Origin of the sequence: Flavobacterium sp. N1736 (genome assembly GCF_025947065.1) — a bacterium.
GTDB lineage: Bacteria > Bacteroidota > Bacteroidia > Flavobacteriales > Flavobacteriaceae > Flavobacterium.
Window position 1 is genome coordinate 950,121 of record NZ_CP109994.1, and the last position, 17,274, is coordinate 967,394.

Below are 17,274 nucleotides of genomic sequence, written 5' to 3' on the forward strand. Positions count from 1 at the left end.
AAAATCGTATAATAATCAATTAAATTATGAAAAAGAGACTTTCTATACTAGTAGTATTTAGTATTGTTTTTATTGTGTTTTCCTGCAAAAAAGATCAAAAAGACGATAAACTTGCAGCCGTAGTTAAGCCATCAACAGCAGATTCTATTGCTGCAACTGATATTGGCTGGCTGCGTGAGGTTACAAATAACGGGTCAAAATTGGTTTATTATCAGCCTCAAATTGATGAATGGAAGGACTTTAATGAAATATCTGCAGATATAGCATTTTCTCTAACGCCCAAAGACGGTAAGGAAGTATTGGGCGTAGCTTCTATGAAAGCAGCAACTTTAGTCGATAAAGATTCCCGAAATGTCTTTTTAAAAAATGTAGAAGTTACCGATGTGAGATTTCCAGCACTTGATAAAAAAACAGAGCCGCAGATGGAGAAATTGTTCAAAGAATTGATTCCAAAAGGAGGCAACCCAATTGCGTTAGACCGTATTATGGCAGGTTTACGCCATACCAATAATCCACCAAAAGGAGTAGCGGTTAAAAATGATCCGCCGCAAATTTTTTATAGTGCCAATCCGTCAATCTTACTGATTGTTGAAGGAGAACCTGTTTTGGCGCCTATTGAAAAAACAAGTCTGAGCTATGTTGTAAATACAAATTGGGATTTATTTTTTGATAAAACCTCCAAAAAATACTATTTATTGGTCGAAAATATATGGCTTACCGCTACAGATTTAAAAGGAAAATGGACTAAAACACAAAGTCTGCCAAAGGAAATGAGCGATTTGCCATCAGGACAAAATTTTGATGAAGTCAAAAAAATGGTGCCGCCGCCAACAGAAAATGTCAATTTAGAGGTTTTCTTTAGCAATAAACCCGCAGAACTTATAGCAGTAAATGGTGCTCCAAAATTTGTAAAAATTACCGGAACCCAATTAATGTATATTGATAATACAGATAATGATGTTTTTGCCGATGAAAAAGACGGACAATATTATGTATTACTGTCAGGCAGATGGTTTAAAGCTAAAGAGTTAACCGGACCGTGGAGTTTTGCGACAACGAGTTTACCTGCAGATTTCGCAAAAATCCCTAAAAATTCTCCTCGCGCAAGTGTCTTAGCGTCAGTACCCGGAACTCAGGAAGCTTCAGATGCTGTATTGCTTGCTCAGGTTCCTACAACGGCCATCATAAAAAAAGCAGATGCCGAAGCAAAAGCAAAGGTAAATTATGACGGAGCGCCTCAGTTTAAGCCAATTGAAGGAACGTCGCTTCAATATGCGAGTAATACGCAGGAAAAAGTAATCAAGGTGGGCGATATGTATTATTTGTGCTTTCAGGCAGTTTGGTTTATGTCGACAACTCCAAACGGACCCTGGAAAGTAACAAATTCAGTTCCCAAAGAAATTTATAATATTCCGCCAAGTTCACCGGTTTATAATGTTACGTATGTTACTCAAAATGTAACAGATACAACAGTAGAAAGCAGTACAACGGCAGGTTATTTTGGTGCTTTTATAGTTGGAGCAATGTTTGGCGCGGTGCTTACATACGGAACCGGGTTTTATTATCCGCCGTATTTTTACTACGGACCAATGTATCCTATTTATCGTCCGTGGCCTTGTACGTATGGTGTTGGAGCGGTTTATAACCCGTGGACGGGAGGCTGGGCAGCCGGAAGAGCCGTTTATGGACCGTATGGATCAGCCGGATCTGCAGCATGGTATAATCCTGCAACAGGACGATATGGTCGCGCAGCAAGTGTTCAGGGCTGGTACGGAGGGCGTACTGTAGCGCATGCCTATAATCCGTGGACAGGAAATTACGGTGCCACAGCGCAAGGGCATAACGCGTATGCACAATGGGGACATTCGGCAGCATCAAATGGTCGTGACTGGTTGCAAACAGGACATGTTACAACAAGACAGGGAAGTGTGGTTGGCTATAAAACTTCCGGTGGAAACGAAGGCGTTATCACACATCACAGAGGCGGAGGAACGACTATTCACACCAACAATAATTTATATGCCGGACATGATGGTCATATTTATAAAAAAGATGCCAACGGAAACTGGAGTCATTACAACAACGGAAACGGGGGCTGGACTCAGGCAGGAACTTTAGGTTCTACAAAGGGTACAGGAGATAAAATTCAAAATGCCGGAGACAGAATTCAAAACAATAATCTTAATCAAAAACAGGACAGGGTTTTAGGTTCGCCGGATAAACCACTTGGTGAGGCCGGTCGTGCCAATACGATTGACGGTCTTAACCATTCTGATTTTGCAAGAGATCGAGGCGAAACGCAAACACGAAATTTCCAAAATTTTCAGCGAAGCGGCGGTCTTAGCGGTGGAGGATTTAGAGGCGGCGGCGGTTTTAGAGGACGCCGATAAGATATTATTACTTTATTTTGGTTAGTTTTATACAGAGTTTAGAATTCATTTTCTAAACTCTGTATTTATTTTAATTTTTCCTTGAAAAAATCAATAGTTCTTGTCCACGACAGTGTGATTTTGTTATACGCATAATCATCATACAAATCAAATACTTCCTGACTAATATCTTCTTTGGTTAGTTTTTCCATCACTTTAATTTTGAAACTAATTTAAGAAATTCGTGGCAAACTTTAACCTACAAGCTTTTTAATTTCTTCATAAAAACAGGAAACACATCGTTTAGTTCTTCAAAAAGAGGATTATTGCGGTGTTTCAGTTTGATTTCGCTGAATAATTTCAAACCAAGTGCAAATTGTGTTGCTTCTGATTCATTTTCGAAAATATTTTTGTCTTTTATTTTTTCGATAATATTAAATATTTCGTCATGATTATCAAATTCAATTCCCAGTTCTTTTGCGGGATGCGTTTCGCCGTTTGAGTATTGTTTCAGGCTTAATGTAAGATAATATTTGTTTGATCTTTTTTCCATAACAGGTACTTTTTAATCTATTTAATCCATTTGTCAACAATTGCCTTAAAGGTCTCTTTGTATTGTTCGCCCACTGTTATCTCGGCTTTATCAATAAAAATGGAATTTTTGCTGATAGCACTTATTTTTTCCAGACAAACAATATAAGAACGATGTACTCTCATAAATTTTGATGAAGGCAATTTTTCTTCGAGTGCTTTTAAAGATATGAGCGAAAGAATGGCTTTTTGAGAATCGTTGAAATGTACTTTTACATAATCTTTCAAACTTTCGATGTATGAAATATCTTTAAGAGAAATCCGAACCCATTGATATTCAACTTTCAAAAAGATAAATTCATCATCTGCAGTAATTGGCTGGTAATGATTGGAAGATTCTTCGGTAATTTGCAATACTTTGTTTGCAGCACGCAAAAATTCTTCATAACTAAAAGGTTTTAAGAGATAATCTATGGCATTTACGCGATAACCTTCAATAGCATAATGATTATAGGCTGTTGTAAAAACAATTTTAGGCAATTGTCCGGGTTGTTCCTGCAAAAGCCTTGCAAGCTCCATTCCCGTTAAATTGGGCATATTAATGTCTAAAAAAACAAGATCAGGCTGTTTTTCCCTGATTAAAGTCAGGGCTTCAACAGCATTATCGCAGCTCGCAGTCAGTTCTAAAAAAGGCGTTTGCTCGATAAAAGTCTGCACTAATTTTAGTGCGAGAGGTTCATCATCAACTGCTATACATTTCAATATTGTCATTATTCTAAAGTTATTTGCAGTTTTACATTATACATACCGTTTTTAGCAACTCCGGCAATTAGTGAATGTTTATGCGGATAAATTAAATGAAGCCTGCGTTTTGTATTTGTTAACCCAATGCCGCCTTCATTTGATGTCAGGGCTTTTTCGAAATACGTATTTTCTACTTCAAATTCAAGTAAACTTCCGTTTTGTCTGAGCGAAATATGTATTTCACTTTTATCAGTTGCATGAACGCCGTGTTTAAAAGCATTCTCTACTAAAGGTAATAATAACATTGGAACAATTGGATAATCGTGTATTTTTTCCGGAATATCCGTCGTAATCGTTAGTTTGCTGTTGGCACGAAGCTTCATCAAAGCAATAAAATCCCGCATGAATTCGGCTTCTTTAAGCAAAGTTGTTGTTTCTTCCGTGCTATAAAGTAAATAGCGCATCATTCGGCTCAGCGTGTGCAATGCATTTCTTGAATCTTCAATATCAGTATACGTTAAAGAGTAAATGCTATTTAAGGAGTTGAAGAAAAAATGCGGATTAATCTGCGCTTTCAGCATCGCCAATTCTGCCATTGTTTTGTCCTGTTCCAGTTTTTGTTTATGCTGAGCGGCTTTCTGCCAATGCTGTAACATTGCCCAGCTCGTACTGATGCCTAAAACCAATAAAGTCAGCATAAAAGCATAATTGTCAAAATAAGGATTCCTGTTTTTTTTGAAACCCAAAACAAGACTAATTTTAGTATGAAGATCTGTCTGCGAAGTATAAAAGTAAGCGATAAGCTGCATGGCAACAATTGCGAGGAATGCCCAAACTAAAAAAGGAGAAATATTGTCTTTTATAATGGTTTTTGGAACGATGATTTTGGCATTCGAATAGAAAATAATTATCAGTAAAACCAGTACAATAATCTGCCAAAGCCAAAAAACAGCAGGCAGAATTACATTCCAGGTTAAAGGAATGTAAAACAGCATTAGAAATCCCAACAATAACCAGCCAAGAATGTGTAATCCTGCAAATATATAGGGTCTAAAGATGTTTGTCCACATTATAATTTATATTTTTTTTGACAATATTACATTTTATTTGAATGCAATTTAGAAGCAATCGCCAAATATAGATTTACAGTCTTTAAAAACCATATTAGAGCCGATGAGTTTTTAAATTAAACGCTTGTTTAACCCGGAAAAAAAACCATCGGTTCTCAGCTTATCTCTATCGATTGTGTCTTGCTTTTCGTCTATTCCAAAAATTTTACGTACCTTAATTTAGTTATTTTGTTATCGTAATTTAGAAATCACACATTTATCCAATGAATAAGCAATCATTTTTAAGCCTTTTAGCAGCATCTATTATCATCGTCTCGTGTGGTAAAAAAGATGACAAAGCAGCTCAGGCGGCAGCTGCAGCACAAGTTAAAGAATATAAAACGCTGACATTACAGCCAGAATCAGCCACCTTATTTACTGATTATCCGGCAAGTATTCAAGGACAGCAAAATATAGAAATCCGTCCGCGTGTAGAAGGTTACATCGATAAGATTTTTGTAGACGAAGGAGCGGTAGTAAAAGCCGGACAGCCTTTGTTTAAAATCAATGCTCCGGAATATGAACAACAGGTTCGTACTGCAACGGCAAGCATAAAAAGTGCTCAGGCAGCGGTAAGTACAGCAAAATTGGCTGTAAACAAAGTAAAGCCGCTTGTAGAGAAAGAAATCATCAGTAAATACGAATTAGAATCTGCTCAATATAATTATGAGTCGGCTTTGGCAACTTTGGCTCAGGCCAATGCGAGTTTGGTCAATGCCAAAACTAATTTAGGATATACAACCGTTACAAGTCCAGTTGATGGCGTTGTAGGTTCGATTCCGTTTCGTTTAGGAAGTTTGGTAAGTTCTAATACAGCAGATCCTTTAACAACAGTTTCAAGTATTGGAAACGTTTATGCTTATTTTGCCATGAACGAAAAAGTGCTTTTAAACTTTACGCAGGGTTCCGGTACACTGGCACAAAAAATCAAACAATTTCCTGCAGTTTCATTACTACTTTCTGATGGATCTACTTATGATGAAAAAGGACGTATCGAAACCGTAAACGGATTGATTAATACCGAAACAGGTTCTGTAAACATCAGAGCGCGTTTTTCAAATCCAAGAGGCGTTATCAGAAGCGGAAGCAGTACAACAGTTCGAATTCCGAATGAAGTGAAGGACGGATTAATAATTCCGCAAAGCGCAACATTTGAGATGCAGGACAAAATTTTTGCTGTTACAGTTGGAAAAGACGGGAAAACAAAAAATACCAACATTACAGTTTTAGACAATAAAGCCGGAAATTATTATGTGGTAACAAGCGGTTTAAAAGCCGGAGACGAAATTGTTTTGGAAGGAGTTGCTTCACTGAAAGACGGATCTCAAATCAAGGCTCAAAATCAGAATGCTGAAACGGTTTACGCAGACTTAAAATAAAAATACATGTTTAAAATATTTATACAACGACCAGTACTGTCGACTGTAATATCAGTTATTATCGTCATTTTAGGTGTTTTAGGTCTTGTTGCGCTTCCTATTGCGCAATATCCCGATATCGCTCCGCCAACAGTAAATGTATCAGCGAGTTATACCGGTGCCAATGCCGATGTGGTATTGAAAAGTATCGTAATTCCTCTCGAAGAACAAATTAATGGTGTAGAAAACATGACTTACATGACTTCTACAGCAACAAACGACGGAAACGCATCTATAAAAATCTTCTTTAAAGTAGGAACAAATCCTGATTTAGCAGCGGTAAACGTTCAAAACAGGGTTTCGAGAGCCACCAGTTTATTGCCCGTAGAGGTAACACAGGCCGGTGTAACAGTTACGAAAAGCCAGAGTAGTAACTTATTGATCTTCTCCTTATATAGTGATGATAAAGCTTACGATCAGACTTTCCTTCAAAATTATGCGAAGATCAATCTTGTTCCTCAAATTCAGCGTGTAGTTGGAGTAGGAGATGTAACGGTTTTTGGTGCAAAGGATTATTCGATGAGAATCTGGCTAAAGCCGGATATTATGCAGCAATATAAACTGATTCCGAGTGATATTTCGGCTGCTTTGGCAGAACAAAATATCGAAGCCGCACCGGGAAAATTTGGTGAAAACGGAAATCAGGCGTTTCAATACGTTATTAAATATAAAGGACGTTTAACGAGTGCTCAGGAATTTGGAGATATTGTCATCAAATCTGTTGGTAACGGACAAGTGCTGCGATTGAAAGATGTAGCAAAAGTGGAATTGGGATCTCTAAGTTATTCCTCAACCATTAAAACAAACGGTGTAGAATCTGCAGCGATGGCAATTAGCCAGACGCCGGGATCTAATGCGCGTGATGTAATCAACAATTCTAAAAAACTGATTGAAGAAGCGGCAAAAAACTTTCCAAAAGGAGTAAAATACACACTTCTTGTTGACGTTAACGAGAATCTTGATGCTTCTATCGAAAAAGTAATTCACACGTTGGTCGAAGCTTTTATATTGGTTTTTATTGTGGTTTTTATCTTCCTGCAGGATTTCAGATCAACATTAATTCCGGCAATTGCGGTTCCGGTTGCGATTGTGGGAACGTTTTTCTTTCTGAATTTATTTGGGTTTACGATTAACTTATTAACGCTATTTGCAATGGTTCTTGCCATTGGTATTGTCGTCGATGATGCCATTGTCGTCGTCGAGGCGGTACATGCCAAGCTCGACAACGGTTATAAATCATCCAAAAAAGCAACAATCGACGCGATGGATGAAATCTCCGGAGCGATTATTTCGATTACGCTTGTAATGGCTGCGGTATTTATTCCTGTTACCTTTATTACAGGATCTACAGGGGTTTTCTACAAACAATTTGGTATTACGTTAGCCGTTGCGATTATTCTTTCGGCAATTAACGCCTTGACTTTAAGTCCGGCATTGTGTGCTTTACTTTTAAAACCGCATGCAGACGATCATAAACATAAAAGTTTTATTCAGCGTTTTTATACCTCATTTAATGTCGCTTTTGATAATGTAACCGAGCGTTACAAACGTTCTGTTAGTTTCCTTTCGGTTAAAAAATGGATTGTGCTTGCTGCTATTTTAATTGCAGGACTGGCATTATTTTATATGATGAAAACCACGCCGTCAGCTTTCGTTCCTGCGGAAGATCAGGGAACTGTTTTTGCCAATATTAGTTTACCGCCATCGGCATCGATGGAACGTTCTGATATCATAGCCAAAAAAGTCGACAGTATTGCCAAAACGATTCCGGGAGTTAAAAACACATTGCGTATTGTGGGACAAAACTTTACTGCGGGAGCGGGAAGTGCGTACAGTATGGTTATTGTAAAACTGGAAACGTGGGACAAACGTGATCTAAGTGTTAATGATGTAATTGGTCAGCTTTTTGCCAAAACAAGCGGAATTCGCGAAGCTAATATTTTCTTCATTTCTCCACCAACAATTCAGGGATTTGGACAAAGTGGCGGATTCGAATTTCAATTACAGGATAAAGGAGGTCATACAACGGCTGAATTCTATAAGGTAAATACTGACTTTTTGGAGAAACTTTCAAAACGTCCTGAAATACAATATGCTACAACGCCATTTAATCCTGGTTTTCCTCAATATATGATGGACATCAATTTGGCAAAAGCAAAAGATGCAGGCGTTTCTATCAACTCGATTTTGTCTACGATGCAGGGATATTACGGAGGTTTATATGCTTCTAATTTCAATAAATTCGGAAAACAATATCGTGTAATGATTCAGGCTTCTCCGGAATTTAGAACCAATACCGAAGGACTGAACAAAATTTTCGTAAGAAACAGTTCAGGAAACATGGCGCCCATTACGGAATTTGTAAAAATGACGAGGGTTTTTGGACCGGAATCTATTTCAAGATTTAACTTGTTTACTTCTATTTCGATTACAGGAGCACCAAATCCGGGCTTTAGTTCAGGAGATGCGATTAAAGCAATTCAGGAAGTTGCCGCAGAAAATTTACCTGCAGGTTACGGATATGAATTTTCAGGTTTAACGCGTGAGGAATTAGCATCAGGAAGTGAAACTATTTTCATATTTATATTATGTCTTGTGTTTGTTTACTTTTTATTAAGTGCACAATACGAAAGTTATATTTTGCCTTTTGCCGTATTATTCTCGATTCCGTTTGGATTAGCCGGAGCTTATTTGTTCTCGATTATATTCAAATTAAACAGTAATATTTACCTGCAGATTTCGCTAATCATGCTTATTGGATTACTGGCGAAAAATGGTATTTTGATTGTTGAATTTGCTTTAGACAGAAGACGAAAAGGTTTGCCAATTGTGCAAGCTGCAATTGAAGGAGCGGTAGCCCGTTTACGACCAATTTTAATGACGTCTTTCGCCTTTATTTTAGGACTTGTTCCTTTAATGTTCGCTACTGGTGCCGGAGCCGTTGGTAATAAATCGATTGGTACGGGAGCTGTTGGAGGAATGTTAATTGGAACCGTTTTAGGAGTATTCGTAATTCCGGTATTATTTATCATTTTCCAGACCTTACAAGAAAAAATAAGTGGTCCGGCAAAAGATGGTTATGACGATGACGACGATGAAGAAGAAGAAGTTCAATTATTAGAAGCTCATAAAGAGTAGTAATTTAATTAAGAAGACAAAAATGACTCATAGTTCAAATAAATATATTTTAATGGTAATGGCAGCCACACTTTTGAGTGCCTGCGTTACCAAAAAATACGAACGCCCCACGACGCTTTCTACAGATAAGCTGTTTCGTGATCAGGCTTCTGCCGATTCTGCAACCGTTGCCAATATGCCGTGGCAAAGTGTTTTTAAAGATCCAAAATTAAGTGCATTAATTCAGAAAGGTTTAGAACAGAATCTGAACCTGAAAAATGCAATTGAAAATATTGTTCAGGCACGTGCGACTTTGCGTCAAAGCAAATTGGCTTATTATCCAAATTTAAATCTGGATGCCAGTGTAACACGCACCAAACAATCAGAAGCAGGATTGAATTTTCCGGCAGGAATTAACATTAATACGTTAACAACAACGTATAAACTGGGTTTAAGCACTTCGTGGGAAGCTGATATCTGGGGAAAACTGAGCAGTACAAAAAGAGCTGCTTTAGCCACTTATCTTGCTACAGATGCTGCCAAACAAGCCGTACAAACACAGTTAATTGCTGATATTGCCAACAATTATTTTTTATTGTTATCGTATGATAAATCACTTCAAATTACAAAGGAAACTTTAGAAAGCCGTGTTAAAAACGTAGAAACAATAAAAGCCTTAAAAGAAGGTGCCATTGTTACCGGTGCTGCTGTTGTACAAAGTGAAGCCAATCGTTATGCTGCCGAAGTATTGATTCCGGATATTAAACAAGACATTCGCGAAACCGAAAACGCCTTGAATATATTATTAGGACAAGCTCCGGGACCAATAGAAAGAGGTGTTTTGGGCGAACAGCAAACTCCCGAAAGTCTGGCAATAGGTTTACCGTCTCAATTATTACAAAACCGTCCAGACGTTCGTCAGGCTGAGTTTAATTTTAGAACGGCTTTTGAGGATACAAACCTTGCAAGAACGTATTTCTATCCAAGTTTAACACTTACGGCAAGCGGCGGATTTTCGAATCTGGAACTGAAAAATTTCTTTGATCATTCTATTTTTTATTCGATAATAGGAGGATTAACGCAGCCGCTTTTTAATCAGGGCGTGAACAAAGCAAGATTAACAATTGCACAATCCAGACAATTACAAGCGTTGAATAACTTTCAACAAAGTTTGTTAGTTGCCGGACAAGAAGTTTCGAATGCAATGTATTCATATCAAATGGCGGTTGAAAAACAAGATTCAAGAACAAAACAAATTGAATCATTGCAAAAAGCAGTTGATTATACACAACAGCTTTTAGAATATAGTTCAGCAACCAATTATACCGATGTTTTAACATCAGAACAAAACCTTCTTGCAGCGCAATTAAGCGGTATTAATGATAATTTACAAAGATTGCAGGCAATGGTTAATTTATACCGTGCTCTTGGCGGCGGATGGAAATAAAAGAATAGTTAGAAAATAATTAGTTAGAGGTTAAAAATTGGAGAAATACGGTCGATTAAAAAGTAGTGCTCGTCGATTGTTTTGCGGTTTCGGTATATTGAATGCTTTAAACTTAAAAATTGGCACTACTTTCGATCTGTTTCAAATCGAATAATACTTAATACCACAAAAATGAAAAAATTAGGACTAGCCTTAATACTCTTGATGAGTGTTTTTGCACATGCACAAGTATCAATTAATGTAAATATCGGTACACCGCCAAGCTGGGGTCCGGAAGGATATGATGATAGTAGATATTATTACCTGCCTGATATCGATACCTATTATGACGTTAATCAAAGCCAGTATATTTATGAAAATAATGGTAAATGGATTCGTGACAGAAGATTGCCTTCAAGATACAGACAATATGATCTTTATGGCGGTTACAAAGTAGTTTTAAATGATTACAGAGGAGACGCTCCTTATACTTATCATCAAAAACATGTTACCAGTTATCCAAAAGGATATAAAGGAAAACCTCAGAAAAACAGAGGAAACAAACCTGAAAAAGGAAATAAGTCCGATAAAGGAAAACATAATTCGAAAGGTTCAAAAGGAAATAATTCGAATAAAAAAGACAATCATTCCCACGATGATCACCACTAATTAAACATGACTTAAAAAACGCCTCAATATTGAGGCGTTTTTTTTTGATCTGTATTTATTATCATAAAATATTATATTCGTACACTTGTAAAATCAGACGAAAGCAAATTTAGAAAATGGAAAATATTACAGTAATCATCATGTTATTATTCGGGGTTGCATTCCTGAGCCTTTTAAGTAAAAAATATAATTTTCCTGTTCCTATTGTACTTGTTCTTTGCGGTGTTACGATTAGTATTATTCCAGGACTTCCGGTTGTTGCATTAAGCCCCGAAGTCGTTTTTGTTATATTTTTACCGCCGCTTTTGTATCACGCGGCATGGCACACAAGCTGGTCTGACTTTAAGCAAACCATTCGTCCTATAACACTTGCTGCTGTTGGTTTGGTTCTTTTTACCACAGTTTCTGTTGCTGTAGCAGCGCATTATCTTATTGCCGATATTTCCTGGCCTTTGGCTTTTTTGCTTGGCGCCATTGTTTCGCCTCCCGATGCCGTTTCGGCGACAGCCATAACAAAAGGATTGGGGCTGCACCCGCGCTTAATTGCGATTCTTGAAGGTGAAAGTTTACTGAACGATGCCAGCGGACTTGTAGCTTACAAATATGCACTTGCAGCCATTACAGCAGGTAATTTTGTGCTTTGGCAGGCAGGATTGAACTTCTTTATCATGTCTACATTAGGTATTGCAATTGGTTTAGTGGTTGGTTATATCATGAATTTTATTCATAAAAAGTTTGTCTATGATGATGCGATTGAAGCCACATTGACACTTCTTACACCTTTTGCATCGTATTTAATCGCCGAGCATTTTGAATGTTCGGGTGTTTTAGCGGTTGTAACAACGGGGTTATTTCTTTCGGCAAGATCAGGAACAATTTTTACGCACGAAAGCAGAATGGTGACGAATACGATCTGGAGGGTTCTTGCCAATATTTTAAACGGATTGATATTCATTTTAATCGGACTTCAGTTGCGTCAGATTGTTTCGGGAATAGGGGATTATTCAGGAATATCATTGTTTATTTGGGGCGCTTCGGTAAGTGTGGTCGTTGTTGTGGTTCGGTTTTTATGGATTGTTCCCGCAACATTGCTTCCCAGATTTCTTTCCAAAAAAATACGGTTGAAAGAAGAGTTTGATTATCGCAACATGATTATTTTCGGATGGTCGGGAATGCGAGGCGTAGTATCAATGGCGGCCGCACTGGCACTTCCGTTAACGATAAATGGCGATGAAGCATTTCCGCTAAGAAATCTAATTATTTATCTGGTTTTTTGCGTGATATTATCGACTTTGGTCATTCAGGGATTAACGCTTCCGTGGGTTATTAAGAAACTAAAAATCGAACGTTATTCGATACTAGCCCAGGAATATCAAATTCGAAATGCCATCGTTTCAGAAACCATTTCGCATATCGAAGATAATTTTTCATTGTTAAATGATGATTTGCTTCATAATATTAAAAGTAAATATGAGGTAAAATTTAATCGTTTGCAAAAAACTGAACTTCCGGCGAATTTCTTCGGAAAAGGAAAAATAATGGGAGGAGAAATCTTCAATGATTTCACTAAATTACAAATCGATTTGCTGAATGTTGAACGCACAAAACTAGAAACAATGCATAAATCGGGTTCCGTAAATGAGGAAATTTTCAGAAAAATAGAAAAAGAGCTCGATCTTGAAGAAACCCGTTTATGGATGGAAATGTATGAGGAATAAGATTAACCCTTACGAATTAAAGGAATTACTTTTGTTCCGATGAATTCTATGGCGCTCATCAATTGTTTATGTGTAAGTCCGGCATTATCCATTTGAAACGTAAACCTCGAAATTCCGCCAAGCGATTCACTATGATTCAGGATTTTCTCGGCAACACGCTCCGGACTTCCCACAACTAAAACGCCTTTATCATCGATAAGTCCGTCGAATTTGTCTTTTGTTACCGGCGGCCAGCCGCGTTCTCTGCCTAATTTTGTCCAAAGCTCCGCATAACCCGGATAATATTCTTCGATAGCTTTTTCAGTTGTTCCTGAAACATAACCAGGAGAATGCAAACCAACTTTTAATTCTTCGGGTTTAAAACCTGCAGCTTTTCCGGCTTCACGATATAAATCAATTAACGGACGAAAACGGTAAGTTTGTCCGCCAATTACGGCAACCATTAAAGGCAAACCAAGCGATCCCGCACGAATAAAAGATTCCGGAGTTCCGCCAACGCCCAGCCAAACAGGTAATTTTTCCTGTATTGCTCTCGGGTAAACGGGCAGATTATTGATTGCCGGACGAAATTTTCCTGACCATGTTACAAATTCATTATCTCGAATTTGCAATAACAGCTCTAATTTTTCCTTAAAAAGTTCGTCATAATCATTCAGGTTAAATCCGAAAAGGGGATAAGCTTCAATCGAAGAACCACGTCCAACAACAATCTCGGCTCTTCCTTTTGAAACTAAATCTAAAGTGGCAAAACTCTGATAAACCCTAACCGGATCTGCAGCGCTTAAAACACTTACCGCGCTCACTAATCGTATATTTTTTGTTCGTGAAGCAGCCGCACTCAATATTACCGCTGTAGCCGAATCTAAAAATTCTTTTTTATGATGTTCTCCAATTCCAAAAACATCAAGGCCAACCTGATCGGCAAGCTCAATTCTTTGAAGCAATTGCTCCATAGCGTCAACACTACTTAGCGCATTATTGTCGCCATACATTGCCGAGGCAAAACTGTCTATTCCTATTTCTATCATATAGTAAAGATATTAAATTCTCTTTTTTGTAGTTAAAAAAAACGGAGCAAAAAAGATATTTTCTTTGCTCCGTAATTGTTTTTTATTGAAAAATATTTACTGTTTTATAATTTGAATCGCTTTACTGTTCTCGTTATTTTTGATGAAATATATTCCCGAAGCATGTTCCGATATATTAATCAGATTTCCTGTTCCTTCTTTAATTTTAGTTCCTAAAGGAGAATAAATTTTCCAGTTCATTTCTTTTGAAAGATGATAAACTCCCGAAGATGGATTTGGATACACGATTACTTTGTTCGAATCCTGATTCGGAATTTCAACTCCAAGATTACAGTTATGAACCATATAAACAACTTCTTTTTTATTATTTCCAGCTGTATTGGTTACCGTTAGCGAAACTATTTTATCACCTTCAGTACCATAAAGTACAGAATGAGGTCCGACTCCTGTTGCAGTTGCAGGCGTTGCGCCATCGCCAAAATTCCAAACGTATGTATCGATTGTTCCTATAGAAACAGAGGTAAAAGTAACCGCAGCATTGATACAACCCATTTGTGGATTTACCTCAAAATCTGCAACCGGTGTTGTTGCATTTCCGGATAACGAAAACTCCAATTTATTGACGTTAACATCTGCTTCGTCAAACCAAAGTGTAATAACATGAACACCTTGCGTTAACGGAATATTTGGTATTGTAGCCGTTTGCCACGCCTGAAAACCGGTTGTATTCGGGATTGCAAATCTGCCAGAAACATTTACGCCGTCAACTTCAATATGTACGGCTTTATTATTATAAGGTGTTGCAACGCGCAGTTTAATATCATAATTGCCTGTTGTATTAACTTTTGCAGTGTATTTAAGCCATTCGTTTTTTGCAACGTACGAAATATTAAATCCGCCTTCGTTGCAGGCTTCAGTTCCTACGCCATCTCCGGCTCTGTAAGCAGTGTCTCCGCCGCCGTTTGAGTCAAGATAAGCACTTGGTCCAATATCATAGTTTTCGGCTTCAATAGTTCCGGGAATCTGGGCAATTAATCCCTGATAAGGCGCTGACGGAAGTGTAGTTGCCGTATAAAATGCCGTATAAGTTACAGTTCCCGTTACCGGCGCCTGAAAAGTCTGGTTTACAGTTCCGCCCTGACTCCAATGATCAAAATCATATCTAATGTTGCCGGCATATTGTGTTGTTGGCGCATTAAGCGTTTGCAGTTTTGCATTTGCCACAACTTGTTTGGTTGATGGCGCGACAACAGGTTTTTGATTGAATTCTAAATTAAGCAAAGCAGGTGAACTTGTAACAGTTACGTCTACTAAATTAGGTTTTATATCAACAAATTTTGTAGCCGTTAAGCCATTGCTGTCCGTTACTTTTACAGTAAATCGGTACCATACATTTGGTGTTTTTTCACCTTGATTTGATGCTACAAAAGTACCTGATTTTACGCCTTGCGGACTTGCACCGGGATGCGAATGTCCGGCTCCGGGAATATCTTCATGAAAAAGATCCATACTCCATGAAAATGCACTTGCAGGCAAAACACCATCTTCAATATCTGTTGCCGTTGCTTCAAAATTTACAACATCATCAGCATTCCATTTTAAGGTTGCCAGCGGAAATTTAAGATCAACCGTTGGCGCATTACTAAACGGAGTTACGGTAAGTGTTGCAGGATTACTGGTTACATTTCCTGCCGTATTGGTTACAATTACTTTGTATTGTCCTGCATTTGCAGCTGTTACATTTGCAATCGTATAACTTGCTGCCGTTGCTCCGGCAATATTTACGTTATTAAATTGCCATTGATAGGTTTGTCCCACGCCGCTTGCCGTAACATTAAAAGTTACCGGATATGTTTCCATAATGGTTTGCGATTGCGGATGATTTACAATTGTTGGCGCAGCCGTTTCGATATAATCAAGTTTGATTAATGAACCGTTATTTCCGTAAGCACAATAATAAATATAACCGTCGTTTCCTAACATCATACCAAGTGCCTGCTGTTGTGGTGCTTCATAAAACTCAACAGAAACAGGATCAGCAACATTTGGATCGAAAGAGCGAATGGCATTTCGAACAAAATCTTTGATAATAAATTTTCCCAAAAGATTAGGATAACGCGGTGTTGCCGGATTATATAGTAAACCGTTTGTCAGCGCATTTCCGATACTTCCGGTAGCATACGTAAATATTGGATTGGTAAATAAATTGGTTTCGGTTTGTTTTCCGTCGCCGCCTTGAGGATGGCCCCAGGCATAATTGCGTATCGCAGGATTGCTGATTTCATTGATTTCTTCCCATGAAGTTCCAACATCCAAAACAAATAATTTATTGGCTACAGGATTTGCCACCAATCGCCACGGATTTCTAAAACCATAAACCCAGATGCTTTGTCTTTGTACAGAACCACTTCCGTAAAAAGGATTTCCGGGTGCGGGAAGTCCGTTTTCTGTTAAACGTAAAATCTTTCCTTTATAAGTATCTAAATCCTGCGAATTTGTGTTTTGCTGACTGTCTCCAACGGTTACATAAAGATATCCGTTAAAGAATTTTAAATCGCCGCCGTTGTGAAATCCTCCGCCAATAGGTTCAAGCAATAAAATTTCCTGTCTGCCAAGAACCTGATTAGCTGCATTAATTTGTATTCTCTCAATTCGGTGTCTGATTACAGCCCCGTCATTAATCGAATAAAAAACATAAACATACCCGTTTGTGGCAAAATCAGGATGCAGCGTAAGTCCAAGCAAGCCCTGTTCGTTGTCTGTAACTGTGGTAACCGTAAAAACGGTTGAAACTGTACCGTTTTGAAAAACCTTTACAATTCCGGCTCTTTCGGCAATAAAAATTCTACCGTCTGAAGATTGTTCTAAGGATAAACCTTCTTTAATAACCGCTGTAGGAGCGAGGTTTTGTGTAATGTACTGGCAATTGCCCTGCCATGAAATCAGTAAAAAGAAAGCATACAATAAAAGTGATTTGCACCTCATCTGATTTGATTTTAAAAGTGATCTTTTTCTCATAAGTATTTAGTAGATTGTGATTTGGGTAATCAAATTTAACATTTTTTTCCTACTAAACTTATTTTCTGTGTTATTAAATTTAACAATTTAAAAAGCCCTTTAAATATTAAGTTTCTATAATATTAAA

The 17,274-nt window shown here is 37.8% G+C and carries 12 protein-coding genes; 6 read left to right on the forward strand and 6 right to left on the reverse strand.

Annotation, left to right across the window (positions count from 1 at the left end; all coding sequences use genetic code 11):
• Positions 1–26: 26 nt before the first annotated feature.
• Positions 27–2,390, forward strand: a complete 2,364-nt coding sequence (locus OLM54_RS04095) for a hypothetical protein (protein WP_264537331.1) — start codon at positions 27–29, stop codon at positions 2,388–2,390.
• Between the two features lie 65 nt (positions 2,391–2,455).
• Here the strand turns inward: OLM54_RS04095 and OLM54_RS04100 are convergent, their stop codons facing one another.
• From OLM54_RS04100 to OLM54_RS04115, 4 genes are read right to left on the reverse strand one after another with little or no spacing between them, the layout of a single operon-like run.
• Positions 2,456–2,581, reverse strand: coding sequence for a hypothetical protein (locus tag OLM54_RS04100; RefSeq protein ID WP_264537332.1), 126 nt, complete (start codon positions 2,579–2,581; stop codon positions 2,456–2,458).
• A 47-nt stretch (positions 2,582–2,628) separates the two neighbouring features.
• The gene (locus OLM54_RS04105; RefSeq protein ID WP_264537333.1) at positions 2,629–2,922 is read right to left on the reverse strand and encodes a DUF3861 domain-containing protein; all 294 of its coding nucleotides are present in this window, start codon (positions 2,920–2,922) and stop codon (positions 2,629–2,631) included.
• Positions 2,923–2,939: 17 nt separating this feature from the next.
• A complete protein-coding gene (locus tag OLM54_RS04110) occupies positions 2,940–3,671 on the reverse strand; it encodes a LytR/AlgR family response regulator transcription factor (RefSeq protein WP_264537334.1) in 732 nt (243 codons plus the stop codon).
• Positions 3,671–4,714 carry a sensor histidine kinase gene (locus OLM54_RS04115; RefSeq protein WP_264537335.1) on the reverse strand — a complete coding sequence of 348 codons (1,044 nt, stop codon included), beginning with the start codon at positions 4,712–4,714 and terminating at the stop codon, positions 3,671–3,673. The genes OLM54_RS04110 and OLM54_RS04115 overlap by 1 nt, the downstream gene beginning before the upstream one ends.
• A gap of 263 nt (positions 4,715–4,977) precedes the next feature.
• On the opposite strand from OLM54_RS04115, the gene OLM54_RS04120 reads away from it, so the two are divergent.
• The 5 genes from OLM54_RS04120 to OLM54_RS04140 all read left to right on the forward strand — a co-directional run bounded on the left by OLM54_RS04120 (position 4,978) and on the right by OLM54_RS04140 (position 13,101).
• On the forward strand, positions 4,978–6,132 hold the full coding sequence (locus OLM54_RS04120; RefSeq protein WP_264537336.1) for an efflux RND transporter periplasmic adaptor subunit: 1,155 nt from the start codon (positions 4,978–4,980) through the stop codon (positions 6,130–6,132).
• A gap of 6 nt (positions 6,133–6,138) precedes the next feature.
• The gene (locus OLM54_RS04125; protein ID WP_264537337.1) at positions 6,139–9,309 is read left to right on the forward strand and encodes an efflux RND transporter permease subunit; all 3,171 of its coding nucleotides are present in this window, start codon (positions 6,139–6,141) and stop codon (positions 9,307–9,309) included.
• Positions 9,310–9,331: 22 nt separating this feature from the next.
• On the forward strand, positions 9,332–10,735 hold the full coding sequence (locus OLM54_RS04130) for an efflux transporter outer membrane subunit (protein ID WP_264537338.1): 1,404 nt from the start codon (positions 9,332–9,334) through the stop codon (positions 10,733–10,735).
• A gap of 171 nt (positions 10,736–10,906) precedes the next feature.
• Positions 10,907–11,383 (forward strand): hypothetical protein, encoded by a 477-nt coding sequence (locus tag OLM54_RS04135; protein WP_264537339.1) that lies wholly within the window; start codon positions 10,907–10,909, stop codon positions 11,381–11,383.
• Positions 11,384–11,499: 116 nt separating this feature from the next.
• A complete protein-coding gene (locus OLM54_RS04140) occupies positions 11,500–13,101 on the forward strand; it encodes a Na+/H+ antiporter (protein WP_264537340.1) in 1,602 nt (533 codons plus the stop codon).
• Positions 13,102–13,103: 2 nt separating this feature from the next.
• On the opposite strand, the gene OLM54_RS04145 is transcribed toward OLM54_RS04140, so the two are convergent.
• Both OLM54_RS04145 and OLM54_RS04150 read right to left on the reverse strand, forming a co-directional pair.
• Positions 13,104–14,126 carry an LLM class flavin-dependent oxidoreductase gene (locus OLM54_RS04145; RefSeq protein ID WP_264538608.1) on the reverse strand — a complete coding sequence of 341 codons (1,023 nt, stop codon included), beginning with the start codon at positions 14,124–14,126 and terminating at the stop codon, positions 13,104–13,106.
• A gap of 99 nt (positions 14,127–14,225) precedes the next feature.
• Positions 14,226–17,114, reverse strand: a complete 2,889-nt coding sequence (locus OLM54_RS04150) for a PQQ-dependent sugar dehydrogenase (protein WP_264537341.1) — start codon at positions 17,112–17,114, stop codon at positions 14,226–14,228.
• Positions 17,115–17,274 lie beyond the last annotated feature (160 nt).

Coding starts and splice junctions, on each gene's coding strand:
- OLM54_RS04095 (WP_264537331.1), top strand. CDS start 27: ATGAAAAAGAGACTTTCTATACTAGTAGTATTTAGTATTGTTTTTATT.
- OLM54_RS04100 (WP_264537332.1), bottom strand. CDS start 2,581: ATGGAAAAACTAACCAAAGAAGATATTAGTCAGGAAGTATTTGATTTG.
- OLM54_RS04105 (WP_264537333.1), bottom strand. CDS start 2,922: ATGGAAAAAAGATCAAACAAATATTATCTTACATTAAGCCTGAAACAA.
- OLM54_RS04110 (WP_264537334.1), bottom strand. CDS start 3,671: ATGACAATATTGAAATGTATAGCAGTTGATGATGAACCTCTCGCACTA.
- OLM54_RS04115 (WP_264537335.1), bottom strand. CDS start 4,714: ATGTGGACAAACATCTTTAGACCCTATATATTTGCAGGATTACACATT.
- OLM54_RS04120 (WP_264537336.1), top strand. CDS start 4,978: ATGAATAAGCAATCATTTTTAAGCCTTTTAGCAGCATCTATTATCATC.
- OLM54_RS04125 (WP_264537337.1), top strand. CDS start 6,139: ATGTTTAAAATATTTATACAACGACCAGTACTGTCGACTGTAATATCA.
- OLM54_RS04130 (WP_264537338.1), top strand. CDS start 9,332: ATGACTCATAGTTCAAATAAATATATTTTAATGGTAATGGCAGCCACA.
- OLM54_RS04135 (WP_264537339.1), top strand. CDS start 10,907: ATGAAAAAATTAGGACTAGCCTTAATACTCTTGATGAGTGTTTTTGCA.
- OLM54_RS04140 (WP_264537340.1), top strand. CDS start 11,500: ATGGAAAATATTACAGTAATCATCATGTTATTATTCGGGGTTGCATTC.
- OLM54_RS04150 (WP_264537341.1), bottom strand. CDS start 17,114: ATGAGGTGCAAATCACTTTTATTGTATGCTTTCTTTTTACTGATTTCA.